The sequence below is a fragment of the Rhodothermales bacterium genome (assembly GCA_041391505.1).
Lineage (GTDB): Bacteria > Bacteroidota > Rhodothermia > Rhodothermales > JAHQVL01 > JAWKNW01.
The window spans coordinates 1-20279 of record JAWKNW010000032.1; the positions used below are offsets into that span (position 1 = coordinate 1).

General features: G+C 65.1%; 18 protein-coding genes. 11 read left to right on the forward strand and 7 right to left on the reverse strand.

Annotated features, from left to right (window positions below):
• From R2834_21490 to R2834_21520, 7 genes are all read left to right on the forward strand, one after another.
• Positions 1–389, forward strand: a 389-nt coding sequence (locus tag R2834_21490; protein MEZ4702921.1) for a DUF3224 domain-containing protein, incomplete at its 5' end; no start/stop codon positions are given.
• A 48-nt stretch (positions 390–437) separates the two neighbouring features.
• The gene (locus R2834_21495; protein MEZ4702922.1) at positions 438–1013 is read left to right on the forward strand and encodes a TMEM175 family protein; all 576 of its coding nucleotides are present in this window, start codon (positions 438–440) and stop codon (positions 1011–1013) included.
• A gap of 12 nt (positions 1014–1025) precedes the next feature.
• Positions 1026–1565 carry a hypothetical protein gene (locus tag R2834_21500; protein MEZ4702923.1) on the forward strand — a complete coding sequence of 180 codons (540 nt, stop codon included), beginning with the start codon at positions 1026–1028 and terminating at the stop codon, positions 1563–1565.
• Between the two features lie 39 nt (positions 1566–1604).
• Entirely contained in the window at positions 1605–2321 is a 717-nt protein-coding gene (locus R2834_21505; protein ID MEZ4702924.1) for a hypothetical protein, read from the forward strand.
• Between the two features lie 33 nt (positions 2322–2354).
• Positions 2355–2723, forward strand: coding sequence for an MmcQ/YjbR family DNA-binding protein (locus tag R2834_21510; GenBank protein MEZ4702925.1), 369 nt, complete (start codon positions 2355–2357; stop codon positions 2721–2723).
• Positions 2720–3463: an SDR family oxidoreductase gene (locus R2834_21515; protein MEZ4702926.1), complete on the forward strand. Its 744-nt coding sequence runs from the start codon at positions 2720–2722 to the stop codon at positions 3461–3463. Before R2834_21510 ends, R2834_21515 begins: the two co-directional genes overlap by 4 nt.
• 35 nt (positions 3464–3498) lie before the next feature.
• On the forward strand, positions 3499–4500 hold the full coding sequence (locus tag R2834_21520; protein ID MEZ4702927.1) for a cellulase family glycosylhydrolase: 1002 nt from the start codon (positions 3499–3501) through the stop codon (positions 4498–4500).
• A gap of 3 nt (positions 4501–4503) precedes the next feature.
• Here the strand turns inward: R2834_21520 and R2834_21525 are convergent, their stop codons facing one another.
• Positions 4504–4971, reverse strand: a complete 468-nt coding sequence (locus R2834_21525) for a DinB family protein (protein ID MEZ4702928.1) — start codon at positions 4969–4971, stop codon at positions 4504–4506.
• A gap of 11 nt (positions 4972–4982) precedes the next feature.
• Complete coding sequence (locus R2834_21530; protein MEZ4702929.1) at positions 4983–5999, reverse strand: phosphotransferase; 1017 nt, start codon at positions 5997–5999, stop codon at positions 4983–4985.
• A 114-nt stretch (positions 6000–6113) separates the two neighbouring features.
• Here R2834_21530 and R2834_21535 point away from each other — a divergent pair, with 114 nt between their 5' ends.
• Positions 6114–7247, forward strand: a complete 1134-nt coding sequence (locus R2834_21535; GenBank protein MEZ4702930.1) for an ADP-ribosylglycohydrolase family protein — start codon at positions 6114–6116, stop codon at positions 7245–7247.
• Between the two features lie 34 nt (positions 7248–7281).
• Here the strand turns inward: R2834_21535 and R2834_21540 are convergent, their stop codons facing one another.
• Positions 7282–8136 (reverse strand): hypothetical protein, encoded by an 855-nt coding sequence (locus tag R2834_21540; GenBank protein MEZ4702931.1) that lies wholly within the window; start codon positions 8134–8136, stop codon positions 7282–7284.
• Positions 8137–8507: 371 nt separating this feature from the next.
• On the opposite strand from R2834_21540, the gene R2834_21545 reads away from it, so the two are divergent.
• A complete protein-coding gene (locus R2834_21545; protein MEZ4702932.1) occupies positions 8508–9857 on the forward strand; it encodes an amidohydrolase family protein in 1350 nt (449 codons plus the stop codon).
• Between the two features lie 40 nt (positions 9858–9897).
• Complete coding sequence (locus R2834_21550; protein ID MEZ4702933.1) at positions 9898–11328, forward strand: aldehyde dehydrogenase family protein; 1431 nt, start codon at positions 9898–9900, stop codon at positions 11326–11328.
• A 73-nt stretch (positions 11329–11401) separates the two neighbouring features.
• Here the strand turns inward: R2834_21550 and R2834_21555 are convergent, their stop codons facing one another.
• The 4 genes from R2834_21555 to R2834_21570 all read right to left on the reverse strand — a co-directional run bounded on the left by R2834_21555 (position 11402) and on the right by R2834_21570 (position 18008).
• The gene (locus R2834_21555) at positions 11402–14512 is read right to left on the reverse strand and encodes a response regulator (GenBank protein ID MEZ4702934.1); all 3111 of its coding nucleotides are present in this window, start codon (positions 14510–14512) and stop codon (positions 11402–11404) included.
• Positions 14513–14867: 355 nt separating this feature from the next.
• Entirely contained in the window at positions 14868–15866 is a 999-nt protein-coding gene (locus tag R2834_21560) for an ABC transporter substrate-binding protein (protein ID MEZ4702935.1), read from the reverse strand.
• Positions 15867–16030: 164 nt separating this feature from the next.
• Positions 16031–17014, reverse strand: a complete 984-nt coding sequence (locus R2834_21565; protein ID MEZ4702936.1) for an ABC transporter substrate binding protein — start codon at positions 17012–17014, stop codon at positions 16031–16033.
• 136 nt (positions 17015–17150) lie between these two features.
• The gene (locus R2834_21570) at positions 17151–18008 is read right to left on the reverse strand and encodes a hypothetical protein (protein ID MEZ4702937.1); all 858 of its coding nucleotides are present in this window, start codon (positions 18006–18008) and stop codon (positions 17151–17153) included.
• A gap of 596 nt (positions 18009–18604) precedes the next feature.
• On the opposite strand from R2834_21570, the gene R2834_21575 reads away from it, so the two are divergent.
• Positions 18605–20161 carry a serine hydrolase gene (locus tag R2834_21575; protein ID MEZ4702938.1) on the forward strand — a complete coding sequence of 519 codons (1557 nt, stop codon included), beginning with the start codon at positions 18605–18607 and terminating at the stop codon, positions 20159–20161.
• The last annotated feature ends 118 nt before the right edge of the window (positions 20162–20279 follow it).

Sequence of the window (20279 nt, forward strand, 5' to 3'; positions counted from 1 at the left end):
TCCTTCAAAAAAACAACCCGATGAAAATCGACATCCCCTTCGACATCACGACCTGGGACCCGACTCCCTACGACGCTCCCGAAGCCGGGCCCGCACTCTTCCGCGTAACCGTCAAGAAGACCTACAAGGGCCCGCTGACCGGCGAGGGCGTGGCGGAACTCCTGCTCTGCGGTCAGGAAGGCTACCTGGCCAACGAGCGCGTCTCCGGCGAACTGGAGGGGCGGTCGGGCACGTTCGTGCTGCAGCATGGCGGCGTCCGACAGGGAGAGGAGGCCGTGATGCAGTTCGGCCTCGTCATCCCGGGGTCCGGAACCGGCGAACTGGCCAACCTCAGAGGCGACGCCACGTTCGCGCACGGAAAGCTTTCGCTGGACTATCGATTCGACTGAGACACCCCGTTATCCTGCCTTTCAACCCCAAATAATTCGATATTTGCGATGACCAAAGGTCGTTTGGAGGCGTTCAGCGATGGCGTGCTGGCCATCATCATCACCATCATGGTGTTGGAGATGAAGGTGCCGCATGGCGAAGACTTCGCCACCCTTAAGCCGCTCCTGCCCGTATTTTTGAGCTACGTGCTCAGCTTTGTCCACCTGGGCATCTACTGGAACAATCACCACCATCTCCTGCAGGCAGCGCGGCATATCAACGGTCCGGTGCTGTGGGCGAACATGCATCTGTTGTTCTGGCTGTCGCTGGTGCCGTTTGTGACGGGATGGATGGGGGAGAATCATTTCGCCCCGATGCCCGTGGCGCTATACGGCGTGATCCTGTTATTGGCCGGCGTCGCGTATTATCTTCTGACCCATGCCCTCATTGCGCGACACGGCGCAGATTCCAGCCTGGCCGCTGCAATCGGCAAGGATGTGAAGGGGTTGATTTCCATGGTGGCCTATGTGGCGGCCATCCCGCTCGCCTTCTGGAACGAGTGGGTATCCTGCAGCATCTATGTGCTCGTCGCCGTGATGTGGCTCGTGCCCGACCGGCGCATCGAGCGCATCATGGAGGCGTGAGCGGTAATCGTCATGAAAATCACACCGATCGTTATGCTCGCCCTGGCGCTGACGAGCGCGGGATGCGACGCCGTATCGAGCGAAGACGCCGCCCCGGCGGTGGCGATCACGACCGACAGCGAGGCGTATACGCTGGAGCGAACGGCGTATGGGCACCGGCTCGCGATACGTATCGAAGTGGCCAACGCCGGCGCCGAGCCCGTCTATCTGCAGCGGATGTGCGGCAATGGGTCTGCGCCGGCGCGCTCCTTCGAACGCGTCCCTCAGACGGACGTACCCGTCCTGCTGGACAACGTTGCCTGCGCGTTGCCGGGCGGGACGACAGCCATGGCGCCCATTTACGTGGCACCCGGTGATCGCTTTATCGATGACGTCGTCTTCGAAAGCGGGTTTGTCAGGGAAGGACGATATACCAACCGCGACACGAAAACGGGCACATTCCGCATAAACTATGTGGTTTTGACTGCCCGACGCAAACGGACCCAAACGCTCTTTGAGCCCATGTCGGAACCGTATTTCTCCAATGCATTCGAGGTCAGCCTGGCCAATTAAATGACGCTTCCCGGAGATGCAGTCCCTGTTTCGGTCGATGTGTCGGCATCCGACGTGCTGAAGGGCATCGCTGAAATAAACGGACTGCTGGAGGCCACCGAAGAAACGGTCGATTTTGTCTACCGGACCAAAAGCCTGCTGGGCGAGCTGTCCGAAGTGCTGCGGGTGCCCATGCCGCTGGATGACTTGCGCGACGTGGAGTACGTAAAAACCGCGATCGGCGCCCGGCTGGTGTTTAAGCCCCGCAGGCTCGAAATCCTGGATTTACTGCCCGGCGAGCACACGCGAGAGGTGGTGTTTAAGGTCCGGCGCGGAGATCGCGCGGAGGCGGATCGCCTGGCGGCGTATCTCAAATACCGCCTCTACGAGCAAAACGTCGGCGACGATGTCGTGCCGTTTACGCTGCCCGACAAAGGCATGGGCCTCATTCATGTGAACGGCCTGGCCTACCTCGAGGACGAGTTTCTCGTGCTGGAGGTGATGGAACGCACCGCCGTGGGCACGACCGAGGAGCACCATGTCATCAAGATCGAGTTGAAGGCGTTGCTCCGCGTGCAGTACAACCCCGGCGTGTTGAAGGATGTGCTCACCGTTCGTCCGAAAGGCCGCGAATTGTTCGACGCCTTGCCGGGCAAAAGCGATGTCGAAGTCGAACTCACCGTCCGCCGGCGCCACCGCGAAGCCGGCGAGGCGCTGACGCGCCGCGTGCAGGCCTACCTGGAAAGCGCCCGGCTCGGCTCGAACCGCACCTCGTAACGCAAACCTTGAGCTGGAATACGGGCAAAACCCATGGAAGAACCTGTCGATCGGCTCCGCGCCCTGTGCATGGCGCTGCCCGAGGCCTGGGAGAAGATCGCCTGGAGCGAGCCGACCTTCCGGGTGAAGAAAAAGCAGTTCGCGATGTTCGCCGCCGCGGAGAACCACCATGGCGCCGGCCGGCATGCCGTATGGCTTCCCGCGCCGCCGGGCGCCAAAGAGATGCTCATCGCGTCGCGCCCCGAAGCGTTTTTTAACCCGCCGTACGTCGGCGTGAAAGGCTGGGTCGGGATCTATCTGGACGAAGTGGACGACACCGAACTCGGTCTCCACATCCGCAATGCCTATCTTCTGGTCGCGCCGGACAAGCTGGCCGCCAAACTGACCGAAGACGACACATGAAGGTAGCCCTGGTAACCGGCGCCAGCGCCGGCATCGGCCGGCATACGGCGATCGGACTCGCGGAAGACGGCTTCGCCGTGGTGCTTGCCGGTCGGCGCAAGGAAGCGCTGGAAGAGACCGCAGAGCGGATCGACGCTTCCGATCGAACGCTCGTCGTGCCCTGCGACGTGTCGGATCCCGTTTCCGTCTCCCACCTGTTCGCCCGAATCGGGGAGGTCTTCCACCGGCTCGATCTGCTGTTCAACAATGCCGGCGTCAACGCGCCCGGCGTCCTGCTCGAGGAGCTGGACGTGGCCGACTGGCGCCGCGTGCTCGACATCAACCTGACGGGCGCTTTCCTCTGCACGCAGGAGGCGTTCCGGATGATGAAGGCGCAGACACCCGGCGGCGGCCGCATCATCAACAACGGCTCGATCTCGGCCCATACGCCCCGGCCGAATTCCGCCGCCTACACGGCATCGAAGCACGCCATCACCGGCCTCACGAAATCGACGGCGCTCGACGGCCGTAAATACGGGATCGCGTGCGGGCAGATCGACATCGGCAATGCCGACACGGCGATGGCCGGCAAGATGAAGGCCGGCGTCCCGCAAGCCGACGGCTCCATCGCCATCGAACCCACCATGCCTGTGAAGCATGTGGTGGATGCCGTGCGCTACATGGCCGGCCTGCCGCTCGACGCCAACGTACTGACGCTCACCGTCATGGCCACCGGCATGCCGTTCGTCGGCCGCGGTTGAAGCGCCTTTTGCTGTTTGATCTTCCCCCTACGACCGTGCACCGGCAAACTGTCCTCATCCTCGTCCTTCTCCTGAGCGGGATCGCGCCGGCGGCCGCGCAGCTGCCGTTTGTCCGGGTCGACGGCAACCGCTTCGTCGACGAGCAGGGCGAGACGGTGGTCTTTCGCGGCGTTTCTTTTTCCGATCCCGACCGGCTCGAAAAGAGTGGCCACTGGAACGAGGCCTACTTCGATGCGGCTCAGTCCTGGCGTGCCAACGTCGTCCGCTTTCCCGTGCATCCGAGCGCGTGGCGGGAACGGGGCGAGCGCGCCTATCTGGAATTGCTCGATCAGGGCGTCGCGTGGGCCGGCGAGCGGGGTATGTATGTGATCATCGACTGGCACAGCATCGGCAACCTGCGCACCGAGCTGTTTCAGCATCCGATGTATAACACGACCCGGACCGAGACCTTCCGGTTCTGGAAAACTATCGCGGCGCGGTATGCCGGCAACCCGGTGGTGGCGTTCTACGAACTGTTCAACGAGCCGACCGTTCAGGGCGGCAAGCTCGGGACGATGACGTGGGCCGACCAGAAGGCGCTGATGGAGGAACTCATCGGGATCATCTATGCCCACGACCGGACGGTTATCCCGCTCGTCGCCGGCTTCAACTGGGCGTACGAACTCGGATCGGTCGTCGAACAGCCGATCGCGTTTCCGGGTGTCGCGTACGTGTCGCATCCGTACCCGCAGAAGCGGCCGGCGCCCTGGGTTGACCAGTGGGAGGCCGACTGGGGCCATGTGGCCGACACCTATCCGATCGTGGCCACCGAACTGGGCTTCATGAGCGAGGACGGCCGCGGGGCGCATGTGCCCGTCATCGGCGACGAGACGTACGGGGAGGCGCTGATCGGCTATTTTGACCGCAAGGGGATTTCCTGGACGGCCTGGGTTTTCGATCCATCCTGGTCCCCTCAGCTCATCGAAAACTGGGATTTCGAGCCGACGCGGCAGGGGCGGTTCTTCCGCGACAAGCTGGTAGAACGGAATCCCCGATAGCGGTTACGGCCGCCGGGTGCTGGCCGCCGGCACGCCGCGCAGAAAACCGATGAGGTCGACCGGCGCCGGCTCGAAGCCGGCCTGCCGGAGCAGCAGATTGATCTTGCCGCGGTGATACTGTCCGTGGAGCGCGGCATGTAGCAGGATCTCGCGCACCGGGTTCGAGAACGTCTGCCCCTTGCTGTTCGTGTAGGCCAGCGGCGCATCCAGCCGGGTGTCGTCGATACCGGCCAGGTAAGCGTTCAGGCCGGCGTGTACCTCCCGCGCAAGATCGGGGAGCATGTCGAGCGTGGCGTCCGGCCAGACGGCGGCGCGCGGCGCCCGTCCTTCCAGTCGCGCGAGCCAGGTTTCTTCCGCGCCCAGGATGTGGGCGAACTCCCGGACGGCTTCGGCCGGACCGCCGGCCTCGAGGAGGGCCTTGAGCACCAGGTCGTCGGCCCAGAAAACGTGATTCCAGAGGGTATCGAGCATGGGTGTGGGGGTCAATACAGCCTGGCGCGCTCGGGTTCGAGCACCAGCTGTTCCGAGAGGACGAGCAGGTCGGCCTTCTGGTCGAGCGTTCGGGTCATCGGCAGCTGGGCGACGCCGATGAGGCGGCGCATGATTTCCATCCCGGCGAAGCGGACGGCGAGCAGGCGGTCGAAGCGGGGCGGGGGCGTATAGCCCATCAGGATGACGGTGCGTTCGGATTCGGAATAGCCGGCCATGACCAGGTGCGCGAGGCAGATGCCGATGTCGTATGCCGCTGGCCCGAAAAACGCGAATTCGGGGTCGATGACACGCGGACCGGCCGGCGTGCGCACCCAGCTGCCGGGGTAGAAGTCGCCATGGAGCAGCCGTTCGCCGTCGGCGAGGTACCGGTCTCCCAGCGCGCGGATGGCCTCGACGTACGCCGTGTTCTGCTTGATGCGATCGGCCTCGGCCTGCAGCCCGGGCGTGACGGCGTCGAGGTCGAGGCCATTGTCCGACGCCAGCGGCAGGGCGAACTGATGCGTATGATTCAGCGCGCGCATGGATCGATTCGCCAGATCGGGCCGGAGGGTTTCCTGGAACGCGGCGCTGTGGAGGGTCGTCAGCCACCGGAGCAGCGGCCGCAGTTCGTCGCACGGCGGGCGATCGCCGTCGTACATGCTCGTATAGTCACGCACGTCGCCCAGGTCCTCGAGCAGCGCGGTCCGGTTCGCGACGTCGAAGGCCAGGAGGCGGGGCATGCCCTTGGCCAGCCTCGGCTCGTGCTCGATCGCGCGGTAAAAGGCCACCTCGCTGAGGATGCGGTCCTCCGGCGCCGAGATGTCCGGGTACTTCTCCACCCACGGGCGGGATTGCTTGACGATCACCGAGCGCTGGCCGGTCTTGACCCGGGCCACGAAGTTCATGTTGCCCTCGCCGGCGCGCGAAACGCGCTTCGCCTGCTCACCCGGCTCCAGCCAGCCGGAGCGGTCGAGGAAAGCGGTGAGGGTGTCGGGGGTATCCAGGCTGAAATGGATCGCTTCAGGCATAATCGAACACGGTTGCACGGAATCGTCCCGCACCGTCCCTCGCGACGCGGGGGAGACCCGCCGAGGGGGTTTGGCGTAGACGCACTAACTTGATCATCCCGGTGGGGAAAAGCAATGATACGGTATCTCTGTCTTCTGATTCTGCTGCCCGCGACGGTCCTGGCGCAGTCCGCCACGGCGCCGCGTATCGAGGGGCTCCTCATCGGCGCGCTCATCGGCGACGCCGCCGGCGGGCCGGATGAGTTCCAGACGCCGGAACGCAGTGGGTGGACAGCCGGCGATGGGCCGCTGACCGACGAAGGTATCGCCGCGCTGCGGGCGCGGTTCCGGCTCAAACCCTATACCCGCCGGCCCGAGCCCGAGCCGTACGCGCACTGGCTGCCCGACGCCCCGCCCGGCACCGTCACCGACGACTCGCGCTTCAAGATCCTATTTTTCCGGAGCCTCGCGGAAACCGGCCGGCCGGACCGCCTCGCCTTTGCGCGCACCCTCCTGGCCTGGCGCGCCGACACCACCGGTCGTTATGGCGATCTTCCCCGGCAGTGGCTCGACGAGTTCGCCTACGCCGCCCGCTGGGAGCTGGGTGAACGCGACCCGGCCCTGGCGCGTCCGCCGGACCGGCAATGGGGCGGCATCCCGACCATGGCCGGGCAGATGCCGTTTCTGCCCCTGGCCGCCTTCCATCCCGGCGATCCAGAGGCCGCCTACCGCGCCGTGTGGGCAATCGATTTCATGGATACCGGATACGGGCTCGACCTGAACGCCGCCCTCGTCGCCGGCCTCGCGGAGGCCCTCGCCCCGGATGCCACCTGGGCGAGCATCGAAGCCGCCATGCGGGAGACGGATCCGTTCGGCTATGGCGACGCGCCGTGGGTGCAGCGCCGGCTCGACCGCTGGCTGGATTTCGCCCACGATGCCGTGCGCCGCGCCGACGGCAGGCCGGCCCGGCTGTTCGCCATCCTGGATGCCGAATTGCAGGCGGAGCAGTGGTGGGAGGCCTGGGTGCCGATGACGGTGGTGTTTGCCTGCGCCGAACTGGCACGCTACGATGCGCTGGCCACCCTGCAGCTCATCATGGAATTCGGGCACGACACCGATTCGTACATGGAAGTCGCCGGCGCGCTGTTCGGGGCGCTGCATGGCGCGGAGGTGTTTCCGGAAGCCATCCGCGTCACGGTCGAGGCGCGGTTGCTGGCGGACTACGGGGTGACGGTGGAGGATTGGCTGCGGCGCATATCCCGCCAGTGAGCTGCGAGCACACGATCATATGGTGAAACCCGGACTAGGGCAACAACATCAATTCCTCCCGCGCTTTTGCCTGAACGCCCACGCTTCTAAACCATTTTCTGTACGCCAGGCCGCGGCCGGCCACCAGATGCATCTGCTGAATCAGGTCGTTCGAACCGGAATACGGACAATGCACACATCCGTCGCGGGCTACCACGACCAGTGTATCGGGTGCCGAGCGTGGGAGGAGACGGGGGAGGCGATTGCCGCTGTATTCCGGGAGCAGCACACTGTCTGATACGATTGCCGTGAGGACGCGCTCCGCATGGATGGGGGACCCGCCTTGCATGCCATCGAGCGTTTCGAGGAGGCTATATGACCGGCTTCCTCGAACGCATTCACCCGCCGATTGGACAGCAAGTGTGAGGGTGCCCTCGATTAGGCTGCTGGTTTCAAAGAGGATTTCGTCATAGAGATAGGAATACGTCCAGGCGGCCCCGGTTTCGATCGGGAAATAATCGCGCTCGCCCGGTCCCGCGCCTCTCGGGCAGGGATCCTGGATGTCGATGCGGACACGTTCCTCGGTGCGCCCGCCGTGCGAATCGGAGGCGGTCACGGTTACCTCCGTGACTCCCGCGGCCAGCCCGAGGAGCCGCAAGACAGTGCCGTCCAGCTCGCCGTCGAGGAGCGCATGATCATAGTCGACAGCATACGTGACACGGTCCCCGGTGCTGGAGCGGAAGTAGACGAACAGATTGTACTCGACCGATTCGCCGGCAAAGACGGTGGTGTCCGGGATGGCATTAAGGGCAATCACCATGGGCTCGGGCGACTGCTGGTCGCAACCGATTAATGCAGCCAAACTGATACAGGCTGCGAGGAAGATGGCGATGTGTTGCTGATGCCACATGGAAGCGGAATCGGATGATAGGACGTGCGCCGGAGACAGGCTGCGGATCGTCAGCGTTTCAACATGGTCAGGGCTGTCGGACGTCCCGTGTTTTCATACGGATAAGGTACGCACCCGCCGGCTCATCGGTGCCTTCAAAAAAAATTGTCTTCAGCTCCACCAGGCTTTCCTGCGCTATTCTAGGTCGGGGTATCAGCCGGAGGTGCGCTGCAGTGGAGCCGTATGCAGCCAAAGGGACGCGGGATACGCCGAATGCGTCGGATGGAATCTACCGCATCGCGCTCGATCTGTCGTGATGCGAGGGGCGTGTCGCGGAATCTAGATTTTGCGTACGTTCGGGGAGGTTTCCATCCACCATCGAAGACACCCCGATGCGCTACCTCTTACTCCTCCTCCTTTTTGCGCCGCTTTCCGCGCTGGCCCAGGACTGGCCGGCCGAGATGCCGGCCGATCTCCGCCAGAAACTCGAACCCAAAATCACCGCCATCCGCGCCGGCCACCTGGTCGATCCCGCCACGGCGACGGTGCTCGACAACCAGATCATCGTTGTCCGCCACGATCACAAGACCGGCAACAGCGAGATCCTCGCCATCGGCCCGAACGTGACCATTCCGGACGGCGCGGAAGTGATCGATCTGTCCGACCAGTACGTGCTGCCCGGCCTCGTCGATTCCCACGACCATCTCGGCATTACCTACAAGAAAGAGCCGGAAAGCGACAACTATTATTTCACCGTGATGATGGACAGCAGTCCGATCCGGGCCATTCAGTCGGTCTCGAACGGGATGCAGAAGCTCGCCGCCGGCTTCACCGTCATGCGCGACCTCGGCAACGCCGGCGACTATGCGGATACGGCCTACCGCCAGGCCATCGAACAGGGATGGGTGCCGGGACCGACCATCATCAACTCGGGCATCATCATCGGCGCCTTCGGCGGCCAGTTCCACGAAATCCCCGAACGGGAAGACACCGTCTACCCCGAATACCTCAACGCCGACACCAACGACGAAATCGTCAAGGCCGTCCGCCGCAACATCCACTACGGCGCCAAGGTCATCAAGGTCTGCGTCGACTGCCAGCGCTACCCGTACACGGTCGACCAGCTCAAGCTGTTCGTGAGCGAGGCGGCGAACGCGGGGATGAAGGTCGCCGGGCACGTCCAGACCTACGAGGGCGCGCGGCGCGCCATCGAGGCCGGCTTCTGGTCGCTCGAACACGATAACGCGCTCACCGACGATCTGCACAAGATGATGGCCCAGAAAGGCATCTTCCGCGCCGGCACCGAGACGCCCTTTACCTGGTACCGGGGCAGCGAGCGCGCCTTCGCCGGCACCGTCGCCCGGCTGCGCAATGCCTACGAGAACGGCGTCAAAATCACGTTCTCGACCGACGCCGACTACTACGTGCCGGGCATGACCCGCGGCGAAGTCACCATCAACTTCCTCAAGACCTGGAAAGCCGCCGAAATCCCCGCGAAGGACATCCTGAAGGCGATGACGATCACCGGCTACGAGGTGTGCGAACTCACGAACCGGGGGCCCATCAAGGTGGGCAACAAGGGCGACATCATCGCCGTCGCGGCCAACCCGCTCGCCGATATCGACGCCCTGCGTGACGTCCGTTTCGTTATGAAGGACGGCCAGGTCTTCAAGCGCGACGGCGTGATGACGCCGATGGACTTCTTCCACAGCGGCCCGGAATATGGCTGGCGCGTCCGCTAGAGCGGATCGGATGAATCGTACATCGAAAATCGAAGATCGTATGTCTCAATCCCGGACGGAGCCGATGGGTTTGCTCATCGGCGGGATCTGGCACCAGCGCGAAGAGACGATCGCTGTGGTCAACTCGTTCGCCGGCGAGGAAGTGGGCAGAATTTCCCGGGGGACGCCGGCGGATAGCGATGCGGCCGTCGCCGCCGCGTCGGTGGCACTGAAGGTTCCGTTTCCGATGCACGCCCGCTACGACGTCCTGATGCGCGCCGCCGATCTGCTGGTCGAGCACCAGGCCGATTACGCCCTCGACATCGCCCGCGAGGGCAGCAAGACGATCCGCGAGGCCCGCCGCGAGCCGGTGCGCGCCGCCGGCATCCTGCGCCTCGCCGCCGAGGAAGGACGCCGGCTCCACGGCGAGACCCTCCCGTTCGATATCCGGCCGGGATCGGAGCGCCGCGTCGGCTACTACTACCGGGTCCCGGTCGGCGTCATCGCCGCGATCATGCCGTTCAACGACCCGCTCGCCGTGATGACACACAAGATCGGACCGGCGATCGCCGGCGGCAACGCAGTCGTGCTCAAGCCTGATTCCCGCGCCCCCCTCGCCGTGCTCCGGCTGGCCCGGGACCTGATGGATGCGGGGCTTCCGGCCGGCCGGCTCAATGTGGTGACGGGCGACGGCGAGGACGCCGGCCAGGCTCTCGTCACCGACCCCCGGGTACGGATGATCACCTTCACCGGCGGCGCGAAGACGGGTGAGCGGATCGCCCGTTCGGCCGGCGTCAAGAAGCTCGCCCTCGAACTGGGGGCCAACTCGCCCGTGCTCGTCCTGGCCGATGCCGACCTCGAGAAGGCCGCCGCGGCCGTCGCCGATGGCGCGTTTGCGCAGGCCGGCCAGAACTGCCTCGGCGTGCAGCGGGTGCTGGTGCATCGAACAGTGTTCGACGACTTTTCGGGCCGGCTGGCGGCGCGGGCGAGCCGCCTTCGTGTGGGCGCGTCGCTGGACGAGGGGACCGACGTCTGCCCGCTCATTACCGAGCGCCAGGCCGCTCGCGTGGCCGAATGGATCGCGGAAGCGCAGGCCGGTGGCGCTCGAACGCTGGCCGGCGGCCGACGCGACGGCGCGATGATAACGCCCACGGTGCTGGCCGACGTGCCCGCCGGATGCCGCCTCGACTGCGACGAGATCTACGGCCCCGTCGTGGCGCTCTACCCCTTCGATACCCTCGACGACGCGATCGAACAAGCCAATCGAACAGTGTTCGGGTTGCACGCCGCCGTGTTTACGGAGAACCTGCGGGACGCCTTTGCCGCGGTGGAGGGGCTGGAGGCCGGTGGCGTGATCGTCAACGATTCGACGGACTACCGGCTGGACGTGATGCCCTTCGGCGGAACGAAACAGAGCGGCGTCGGGCGCGAAGGCCTGCGCTTCGCGCTGGAGGAAATGACCGAAACGAAGGTGGTCTGCCTGAATCTTTGAGGGTTCGAGGTTTGAGGTTCAAGGCTTAAGGAAATGAAACCCCTTGAACCTTGAACTTCGAACCTCGAACCCCTTACGCCATAGCGACAGGGTGTTCGATGAGGTAGGCGGCGAGGCGTTCGCGTTCGTCTTCGAGGCGATGCAGGGCTTCGGGGGCGCCGGCGAAATCGCCCGCCTTGCCCATGTGCTCCAGCTCGAGCGCGGTCGCGCTGAGCCCCGTGCAGCCCAGGTTGGCGGCGGCGCCCTTGAGGGTATGGGCCTGGTACCGGAGGGCATCGGCGTCGCCGGCCTCGACCGCGAGGCGGATCGCCTGGATGATGTCGATCGCCTGCGTCTGAAACTCGCCCAGCAGTTCTTCCAGGAAGTCGCGGTCGCCGGCGAAGCGATCGAGCACGTCGTCGAACTGGATCGGGGCGTCGCCGGCCGCCGCTGCCGGCGTCGGGGGCGGCGCCGTCGGCTCGTCGCGCGGCGCGACGCCGGCCGTCCACCGGGCTATCCTGGCGAACAGCTCCTTTGGGATGATCGGTTTCGACGTGTAGTCGTCCATGCCGGCCTCGATGCATTTTTCCCTGTCGCCGGCCATGGCGTGCGCCGTCATGGCCACGATCGGTATCGAACGCATCGGACCTTCGAGCCGGCGGATGGCGGCCGTTGCGGCGAAACCATCCATGTCGGGCATCTGTACGTCCATCAGCACCAGATCGTAGTGGCCGGACTCCACGGCGCGCAGCGCTTCCCGCCCGTTGAAGACGGCATCCACCTGATACCCGCGCTTGCGGATGATGTGGAGGGCGACCTGCTGGTTCGTCGGGTTGTCCTCGGCGAGCAGGATGCGGGCGTGCAGCGCCTCTTCGATTTGCTGGGGCTCCGCCGCCGCGCTCTCGGCAGCGCCGGCGATCTGGAGGTCTTCCAGCAGGGTCTCGACGAGCCGTGTCATCTTGACGGGTTTCGTGAGGTGGCCCTCAAAGCCCTGTTCCAGATAGGCGCTCGACGCCGCATGCTGCTGCACGGTCGAGAGCACGACGAGGGCGGCGTTTTCGAGTGCCGGCGCCGTTCGGACCGCCTCGACGGCGTCGTTTCCGGCGGTCAGCGCATCCATGTCGATCAGGGCGTAGTCAAACCCCGGCAGGGCCGGCGCGAGCAGATCCGACGCCGCGGCCAGGTCCGGCACGGTCACCGGTTCGGCGCCCAGCAGCGTGAGCTGCTCGCGGAGCGCGGCGCGCACCGTGGCGCCGGCCTCGACGACGAGGATCCGCCGACCCTCGAATTCGGAATGGGGCACGGACGTCCATGCCGGATCGTGGTCGAAGGTGATCGTGAACCAGAAGGTCGAGCCCTTGCCCTCCTCGCTATCCACCCCGATGCGCCCGCCCATCATCTCGACGAGCTGCCGGGAGATGGCCAGACCCAGGCCCGTGCCGCCGTATTTGCGTGTCGTGGACGAGTCGACCTGGGAAAATGATTTGAACAGCCGATCCATCCGGTCCGCGGGAATCCCGATGCCCGTGTCGGTCACGCTGAAATGCACCGTCGTCCGGGACGCGTCCTGCCGTTCGACCCGGGCGCGGAGCGTGACCTCGCCTTCCTGCGTGAATTTGATGGCGTTGTTCGCGAGGTTGACGAGGATTTGCCGGAGCCGGCCCGGATCGCCCATCACCCCGGCGGGCAGGTGTCGATCGACGACGCAGGCCAGCCGGAGCGCCTTTTTGCTCGCGTTCATCGCCAGCATGTCGGTCGCCGCCTCGATCGTGTCGCGGAGATCGAACGGGATGGTCTCCAGCTCGAGCTTGCCGGCCTCGACCTTCGAGTAGTCCAGGATATCGTTGATCACCGTGAGCAACGCGTCGGCGCTGGCGCGGATCGTGTCGGCGAACTGGCGTTGCTCGATCGTCAGGTCCGTATCCATCAGGATGCTCGTCATCCCGATCACGCCGTTCATCGGCGTCCGGATTTCGTGGCTCATGTTGGCGAGAAACTCGCTCTTCGCCTTCGACGCCAGCTCGGCCTCCAGTTTGGCATGGATCAGCGCCTTCTCGGTCTCCTTGCGGATGCCGACCTCCTCCGCGAGGGCGTTGCGAGAGACCGTGGTGTGCGTGAGGTCATTCACCATCCGGTTGAAATTTTGCGCCAGTTCGCCGATCTCGACGACGACGTTGGAATCGACCCGGGCTTCCTCGAGGGCGCCTTCGCTGATCCGGCGCGTGGCGTGGCTCAGATCCGTCAGCGGCCTCGTGATGCGTCGCGACAGCAAGGCGATCAGCACAAAGGCGACCAGGCAGATGCCCAGGGTGGTGGCGCCGGAAAGGATCAGCTTATCCCACACGGCGCTGTAGGCTTCGCCGAAGGGTTGTTCGGTGATCACGGCCCAGTCCGGCACGCCGAGCCCGACGGCCATGGTGACGACCCGCGTGCCGTCGATGCCCCACTCGACGCGGACGAGCGCGTTTTCGGGGGTGCCGGCGGCGTCTTGAAGAAAGCGCGCGACGGCCGGCAGATCCGCCACATTGTCGCCGCGAAGCACCCGGCTGATGTCGCGCGCCGCGATGACGTTGCCGGTATCGTCCACCACATACGCCTGCCCGTTCGTGCCCACCTTGATGTCGGCGACGAGGTCCCACATGAACTTGAGGTTGGCCATGGCGACGATGGTGCCGGCGCTCTCGTTGTAGATGTTGTGAACGGGGACGGCGAGCAGGACCGTGGGCTCGCTGGTCGTTTCGTCGAAGATCACGGTGCTGATGTAGCGCATGCCGGCTTGCGTGCGGGCCAGCAGTTCGGTGAACATTTCCGGTTCGATGACGAGCCGGGAGTGTTCGGAGAAGCGCGACGCATAAGCCATCTCGTTGCCCTCCGCGTCGAGGAGGAGCAGATGGCGAAGCGATCTGTCCATCCCGAGCAGGCGGTCGAGGTACAGCTTGCGCTCCTCGACGGGGCTTTCCGCCAGTCGCGTGAGGTGCTCGGTCGATTCGAGCAGCCACATCCAGTGGTCGATGAAGTCCCGGACGCTCGACGAAGCCGACTCGGCGATGCGCGTTTGCCGGTCGGTGAGCATTGCCCGCAGGGGGGTGAGGCTGACGATCACCTCGATCACCGTGGTGGTCACCTGCATGGACACCGTGAGCACCAGGAACGAAATCACCAGGATCGTGCTCAGGCGACGCGATTTTTTCTGACGGCTCGGCATGGTCATCGGGCAACGGGTGCTGCGACGGCAGGCAGGCGATCGGGGAAGCCGAAGCCCTCGGTGGTCTCCCCGAGCATCGAAGGAGAAGCGAATCCGGTAGCCGACGACCCGGTCGTCGGGGCGAGTCGGCGAAGGGAATGGAGATGCTCGCTGGAGGCCATAAATGACGTAGCGGTTCTTTAGAAGGCCGTTAAAGGCCGGGAGTGCTGCACAGATAGGTCGCGTTCGCATGCCCGCCCTGCATGACGGAAAAACGACGGCCTGCACCGCAGAGGGTATCGGCCGGCACTGCGCTTAAATAAGGGGGTGACAGATCGCGCGAGACCCGGCACGCCCACGGATGCGCCGGCAATACCTAGCGGGTGATCCTGTCTGCCTGGGCGAGGACGCCTTCCGGCACGGTGAGGCCGAGGGCGTCGACGGCCCCGAGGTCGATGTAGAAGAAGGTCTCGGCCGAAACGACCGGGATGTTCAGGGGGGGCTCGCCCTGAAGGATCTTGTCGACGATGTCTGCCACCCGCCGACCGGCGTCGGCATTTTGGATCATGACGTCGAAGATGCCGTTCGTGCCTCCCGAGGCCAGGATGCCGCAGAGGGGGATGTGACGCTCCCTGGCGAACCGGTCCAGCAGCGTGGTCCCGGACGGATCGGCGACGATCGGGTCGGCGAGCGCCAGGATGGCGTCGACACGAACGTCCGGATCGGCGATGAGCGCCTCCAGGCGGCCGGCCAGATCGTCCACATCCTGCAGCGGCATCTCGATCAGCGTGATTCCGGCCTTTGCGGCCGCGGGGCGCAATACCTCCAGCTGGGGCCCCGCGATGGGGTACGATTCCGCATAGGGGACGAGGACGCGACGGGCTGCAGGGACGATGGCCTGCATGCGCTCGAAGCGAAGCAAGGCCAGGTCGGGTCCAGGATACCGGACGCCCGTTATCAGCGCGCCCGGGGCACGGATTGACTCGATCAGATCGGTGCCCTCGACGACGGCGTTGGTGAACACGACCGGTATGCCGTGCTCGTTGGCCATCCGTTTCGCCACGATCGATACCTCGGTGGGCACCGCGACGATGAGGTCGACCTCCGCGTCGACCAGATCCTGAACGGCCTGCTGGTCTTCCTCTCCGTCCCTGTAGGGCGTCTTGTAGATGTATTCGATGGCGGAGCCGCCGGCGTACCCCAACTCGCCCATCCGCTCCTCAAAACCGACCATAGCGTCTTCGAAAAACGGCAGCCCGATGATGATCCCCACGCGGTGGACGCCGTCCTGCCTGTTGCATCCGATGGCGCCCGAGAGTGCCAGTACGGCGGCACTCAACAGAAACAGAGGGTGGAACGGAATTCGTCGTCGCATCGCGTCGTCTGGCTCAGTGGACGAGGACATCGGCCCGGCCGAGCATATTTAATGGGATGGGAATCCCCATCATGGCCGACGTCATGGGGTTTATGGGATGAAGGCGTTTGACCGGATTTGTTGCGGGCTCGCTCGACGATACGGCAGGCCCGATCCGAGCGCCATTAGTGGATGATCGTATCGGCATGGCTGAGGACACTTTCGGGCACCGTGATGCCGAGCAGGGCGGCAGCCTGAAGGTTGACGCCGAGCACGGCGTCGGCCGAAAGAACCGGTAAGCTGCCTGCCGGCTCGCCCTGTAGGATCCGATGGGCGAGGTCCGCCGTCAGCCGCCCCATCTGGTCGAGGTCGATCATGAGGGAAAACAGGGTGTGCGGGGTGGCATCCGGAAAGATGCCGGCAAACGGGATGCGGCAGGTTGTCGCGAAGGCCTCGAGTGCCGCGATGGCATCCGGGTCTACCGAGATGGGGTCCGTGATAAGTAAGATGGCGTCTACATCCGGCGACGCTGAAGCCAGCAGGGCGTCGAGCGCCGGCTGTACGGCCGGGCCGTCCGGCACGGGCATCTCGATCAGCGCCACGCCGGCGCGGGACGCCGCCGGACGCAGGGCGTCCAGCTGCGCCGCCACGATCGGGTATCCATCCAGATACGGAACGATCACTCGCCGCACGTCCGGACGTATTTTCAGGAGGGTTTCGAGCCGCAGCAGCACGAGGTCGGGCCCGGGGAACCGCACGCCGGTAATGCCCTTCCCCGGCGCGCGGATGCTCTCGATCAGCCCCGTCCCCTCGACGAAGGCGTTGGAGAAGACGAGCGGGATCCCCATCTCTCGGGTTTTTTCCCGGGCGATGAGGGATACTTCGGTCGGCATCGATACCAGCAGGTCGAGGTCTTCCCGCATGAGGTCGGAGACGACCTGGATTTCCTGTTCGCGTCCGTCAAAGGCACCGCGCGCTATATAGTCGATGGTTTGCCCTTCCACATACCCGTGTTCGGTCATCCGCGCCTTGAAACTGGCTTCGAGGATCGACAGGATCGGGATGCCGTTGACGATGCCGACGCGGCGAACGTCTTGTTTCTCGGAAGTGCCACATCCGGCAATGAAAATGAGCGCGGCCAGGAGGCCGAGCGTGACGTGATGCTTCATGGTCAGGTCAGAACGACGCTCCCAGAGCCGCCGAGATAGGCCGTACGGCAGGCTTGCGAGCCGATGAGGAGGCGCGCGCCATGCGGACCCCTAGCATGAAGGGTATCGGTCCGGAACGGCCGGCGCTAAAGCTGGATCACGGGGTGATGCGCACGACCTGGAGTGCGCGCGGGAGCCCGTCGAACCGGATGAAAAAGGCACCCTGACTGACGCCGGCGCCGTCCCACCGGTACTGGCACAACGCATCGCTGCAGGAGTCGGGAGCGAACACAGCCACACGCCGGCCGAGGGCGTCGAACACCTCGGCGAAGGCGGAAGGCGCCGGCGCGACGAGGGTCGTTGACGCGCGGAAGGGGTTGGGATAGGCGTATACCGACTGGGTCGCGGAGGCGTGCCTTTCGGCGCCGGTAACGACGCGTCCGTCGAACGTGGCCTCATACAACTCCGCAAATTCCCCCATGCCGCCGACGGTGAAGACGATGCCGATGCCCGGCGCGAACACATAGCTGTACGCATCGTCGACGGCCTCCGGGATGTCGAAGGTGATGCGGATGCCATCGGTGAACCGGCCGGCCGCGATGTTCAGGCTCACGTCGCGGTCGATGCGGACGTCGTAGGGATGCTCCGGGTCTTCCGGATGGATGAACGCGGTGACGGTCCCATCCGGCAGGGTGAAGTCGAACAGCAGTACGTCGCGGTTGGCGATGCGTCCCCAGATCCGCCCCAGGCTGTCGGACCGCACCAGACCGGCGCGCAGTTCGGGGGCGACGATCTCGAAGTACAGCGTATCGTTGACGGTGGTCGTGCCGGAGACGGTCGACGCCGTGTTCCACACCGTATCCGGCGGGGCCATGAAGCGTTCCTGCAGCGTGAAGTAGGTCCACCGGTTGCCTACGGAGAGGGGGAAATAGGTGGTGTCCGCCGCGGGTTGCGCCGCGGCGAGGGCCGGCGTGAGGAGTGCGGTGAGCAGCAGAAGGGCGGCGTGGCGATGCATGGCGATCACGAGCAAGGAGAGGTTAGAGAAGAAGGTACGACGGGAATCTGCCTTTTTTGCACGCGATGCAGGAGCCGACGCGTCAATGCCCCAGTCCCCATGCCCCCCAGCCCCCATGCTTCAGCGTGGGGGCCACCACGATGAGGCGTATCAAGAGGTCGAACGATTAGAGGCCATGCGTAGTGGTTCGCGGGCAGTTGCAGCGGATGAGCTTGTGTTTTCGGCCCCCACGCTGAAGCATGGGGGCCATGTCGCGTGATGGGGCATTGGTGGGTTGTGTGCGGCACATGGACGCACGAGTCGCCGGCGCATCAATCCCCCCAGCCCCCATGCTTCAGCGTGGGGGCCACGACGATGAGGCGTATCAAGAGGTCGAACGAGTCGAGGCCATGCGTCATGGCCCGCGGGTAGTTGCAAGCAGATGAGCTTGTGTTTTCGGCCCCCACGCTAAAGCATGGGGGCCAGGATGCGTGATGGAGAGCCCTGTCGCGTTATGGAGCGCCTTATTGGGGTCTCGCTTCGATGGATGGCATCGCCTGCTGCTCCGGACCCCGGGGGTGCGTATCTTTCGGCACCGTCCACCATCCATCGCCGCCATGTATCGACTCCTCCTCGTTCTGCTCCTCGTCCTGCCCACCCTCTCCGCCGCCGGCCAGACGGCCGCGCCGCCGGACATCGACCGGTATACCACCGACGTGCTCGCCGCCTTCGAGGTGCCTGGCATCGCGCTCGCCATCGTCAAGGATGGGCAGGTGGTCCTCACAAAGGGCTATGGCGTCCGTGAACTCCGCAAGCCGGCGAAGGTGGACGAGCGGACGCTCTTCGGCATCGCCTCCAACACCAAGGCCTTCACCGCCACGGCGCTCGGGCTGCTCGTCGAGGAAGGCAAGCTGGCCTGGGACGACCGGGTGATCGACTACCTGCCCTGGTTCCAGATGAGCGATCCGTACGTCACCCGCGAGCTGACCATCCGCGACCTGCTCGTGCACCGCAGCGGCCTGGGCCTCGGCGCCGGCGACCTCATGTGGTGGCCGGCCTCCACCTATAACCGGCGCGACGTGGCCGAGCGGCTGCGCTACCTGCCGCTCGTCACCAGCTTCCGCAGCGCCTACGCGTACGACAACGTGCTGTACCTCGTCGCCGGCGAGGTCATCGAAACGCTCAGCGGGATGTCGTGGGAGGACTTCGTCCAGTCGCGCATCCTCGACCGCGTCGGCATGGGCGACAGCAACACGCGCCACTCCGATGCCGGCGAGACCGGCGGCAACGTGGCCTCGACCCACGCCCGCGTCGACGGCGTAGTCCGACCGATCGCGCCGTTCCTCAGCGACAACACGAATCCTGCCGGCGGCATCAATGCCAGCGCGCGCGACATCGCGAAGTGGATGATCACGCAGCTGGACTCGGGCCGCGTCGCTGATGGACGGTTGTTCGCCCGCTCGACGACCCGCGAGTTGTGGACCCCCGTGACGCCGACGCCGATCGGCACCGCACCGGCCGACCTCAGACCGCTTCAGCGCCAGTTCTCCGGCTACGCGCTCGGGTTCGATATTCACGACTACCGGGGCCACAAGGTGGTGACGCACACGGGCGGTCTGCCGGGGTATGTCTCCAAAGTGACCATGATCCCCGACCTCAAGCTCGGCGTGGCGGTCTTCACCAACCAGGAATCGGGACGCGCGTTTTCGGCGATGACGTATCACGTGCTGGACCACTATCTCGGTGCCGACGGTACCGACTGGCTCGGCGCGCTCGCGAAGTATGAACGGCAGAGCCTCGCGCGCATCGCCGACGCTGAGGCCTCCATCGCCGCCGAGCGCAACGCGGACGCCGGCCCGTCCCTCCCGCAACGCGCCTACGTGGGGACCTACACTGACGCGTGGTATGGCGATATCCTCGTCGAGCAAAAGGCGGATGGATCGCTGGAGCTGCGCTTCGGCCGCACCCCGTCGCTCGTCGGGTCGATGGAGCACTGGCAGTACGACACGTTCATCGTCCGCTGGTACGACCGCGAACTGCGCGCCGACGCGTTCATCACCTTCGCGCTCAATCCGGACGGCTCGATCGACCAGGCGAAGATGCAGGCCGTCTCGCCGGCGACGGACTTCAGCTACGACTTCCAGGACCTGCTGCTCAAGCCGGCGGTGCGGTAAATCGTGCGACCAAACCCTTCGGGTCTACAAGACCCAAAGGGTTTTGATTGGAGGTGACTCCAGGACGCGGTATCGGATTTGGCGGTGACGGGTTACACCGGGATGACGTGGCATCGGG

Excerpts from the sequence above, each read along its gene's own strand:
- R2834_21495 (MEZ4702922.1), top strand. The coding sequence starts at position 438 with ATGACCAAAGGTCGTTTGGAGGCGTTCAGCGATGGCGTGCTGGCCATC.
- R2834_21500 (MEZ4702923.1), top strand. The coding sequence starts at position 1,026 with ATGAAAATCACACCGATCGTTATGCTCGCCCTGGCGCTGACGAGCGCG.
- R2834_21510 (MEZ4702925.1), top strand. The coding sequence starts at position 2,355 with ATGGAAGAACCTGTCGATCGGCTCCGCGCCCTGTGCATGGCGCTGCCC.
- R2834_21515 (MEZ4702926.1), top strand. The coding sequence starts at position 2,720 with ATGAAGGTAGCCCTGGTAACCGGCGCCAGCGCCGGCATCGGCCGGCAT.
- R2834_21525 (MEZ4702928.1), bottom strand. The coding sequence starts at position 4,971 with ATGCTCGATACCCTCTGGAATCACGTTTTCTGGGCCGACGACCTGGTG.
- R2834_21530 (MEZ4702929.1), bottom strand. The coding sequence starts at position 5,999 with ATGCCTGAAGCGATCCATTTCAGCCTGGATACCCCCGACACCCTCACC.
- R2834_21535 (MEZ4702930.1), top strand. The coding sequence starts at position 6,114 with ATGATACGGTATCTCTGTCTTCTGATTCTGCTGCCCGCGACGGTCCTG.
- R2834_21540 (MEZ4702931.1), bottom strand. The coding sequence starts at position 8,136 with ATGTGGCATCAGCAACACATCGCCATCTTCCTCGCAGCCTGTATCAGT.
- R2834_21545 (MEZ4702932.1), top strand. The coding sequence starts at position 8,508 with ATGCGCTACCTCTTACTCCTCCTCCTTTTTGCGCCGCTTTCCGCGCTG.
- R2834_21550 (MEZ4702933.1), top strand. The coding sequence starts at position 9,898 with ATGTCTCAATCCCGGACGGAGCCGATGGGTTTGCTCATCGGCGGGATC.
- R2834_21555 (MEZ4702934.1), bottom strand. The coding sequence starts at position 14,512 with ATGCCGAGCCGTCAGAAAAAATCGCGTCGCCTGAGCACGATCCTGGTG.
- R2834_21560 (MEZ4702935.1), bottom strand. The coding sequence starts at position 15,866 with ATGCGACGACGAATTCCGTTCCACCCTCTGTTTCTGTTGAGTGCCGCC.
- R2834_21565 (MEZ4702936.1), bottom strand. The coding sequence starts at position 17,014 with ATGAAGCATCACGTCACGCTCGGCCTCCTGGCCGCGCTCATTTTCATT.
- R2834_21570 (MEZ4702937.1), bottom strand. The coding sequence starts at position 18,008 with ATGCATCGCCACGCCGCCCTTCTGCTGCTCACCGCACTCCTCACGCCG.
- R2834_21575 (MEZ4702938.1), top strand. The coding sequence starts at position 18,605 with ATGTATCGACTCCTCCTCGTTCTGCTCCTCGTCCTGCCCACCCTCTCC.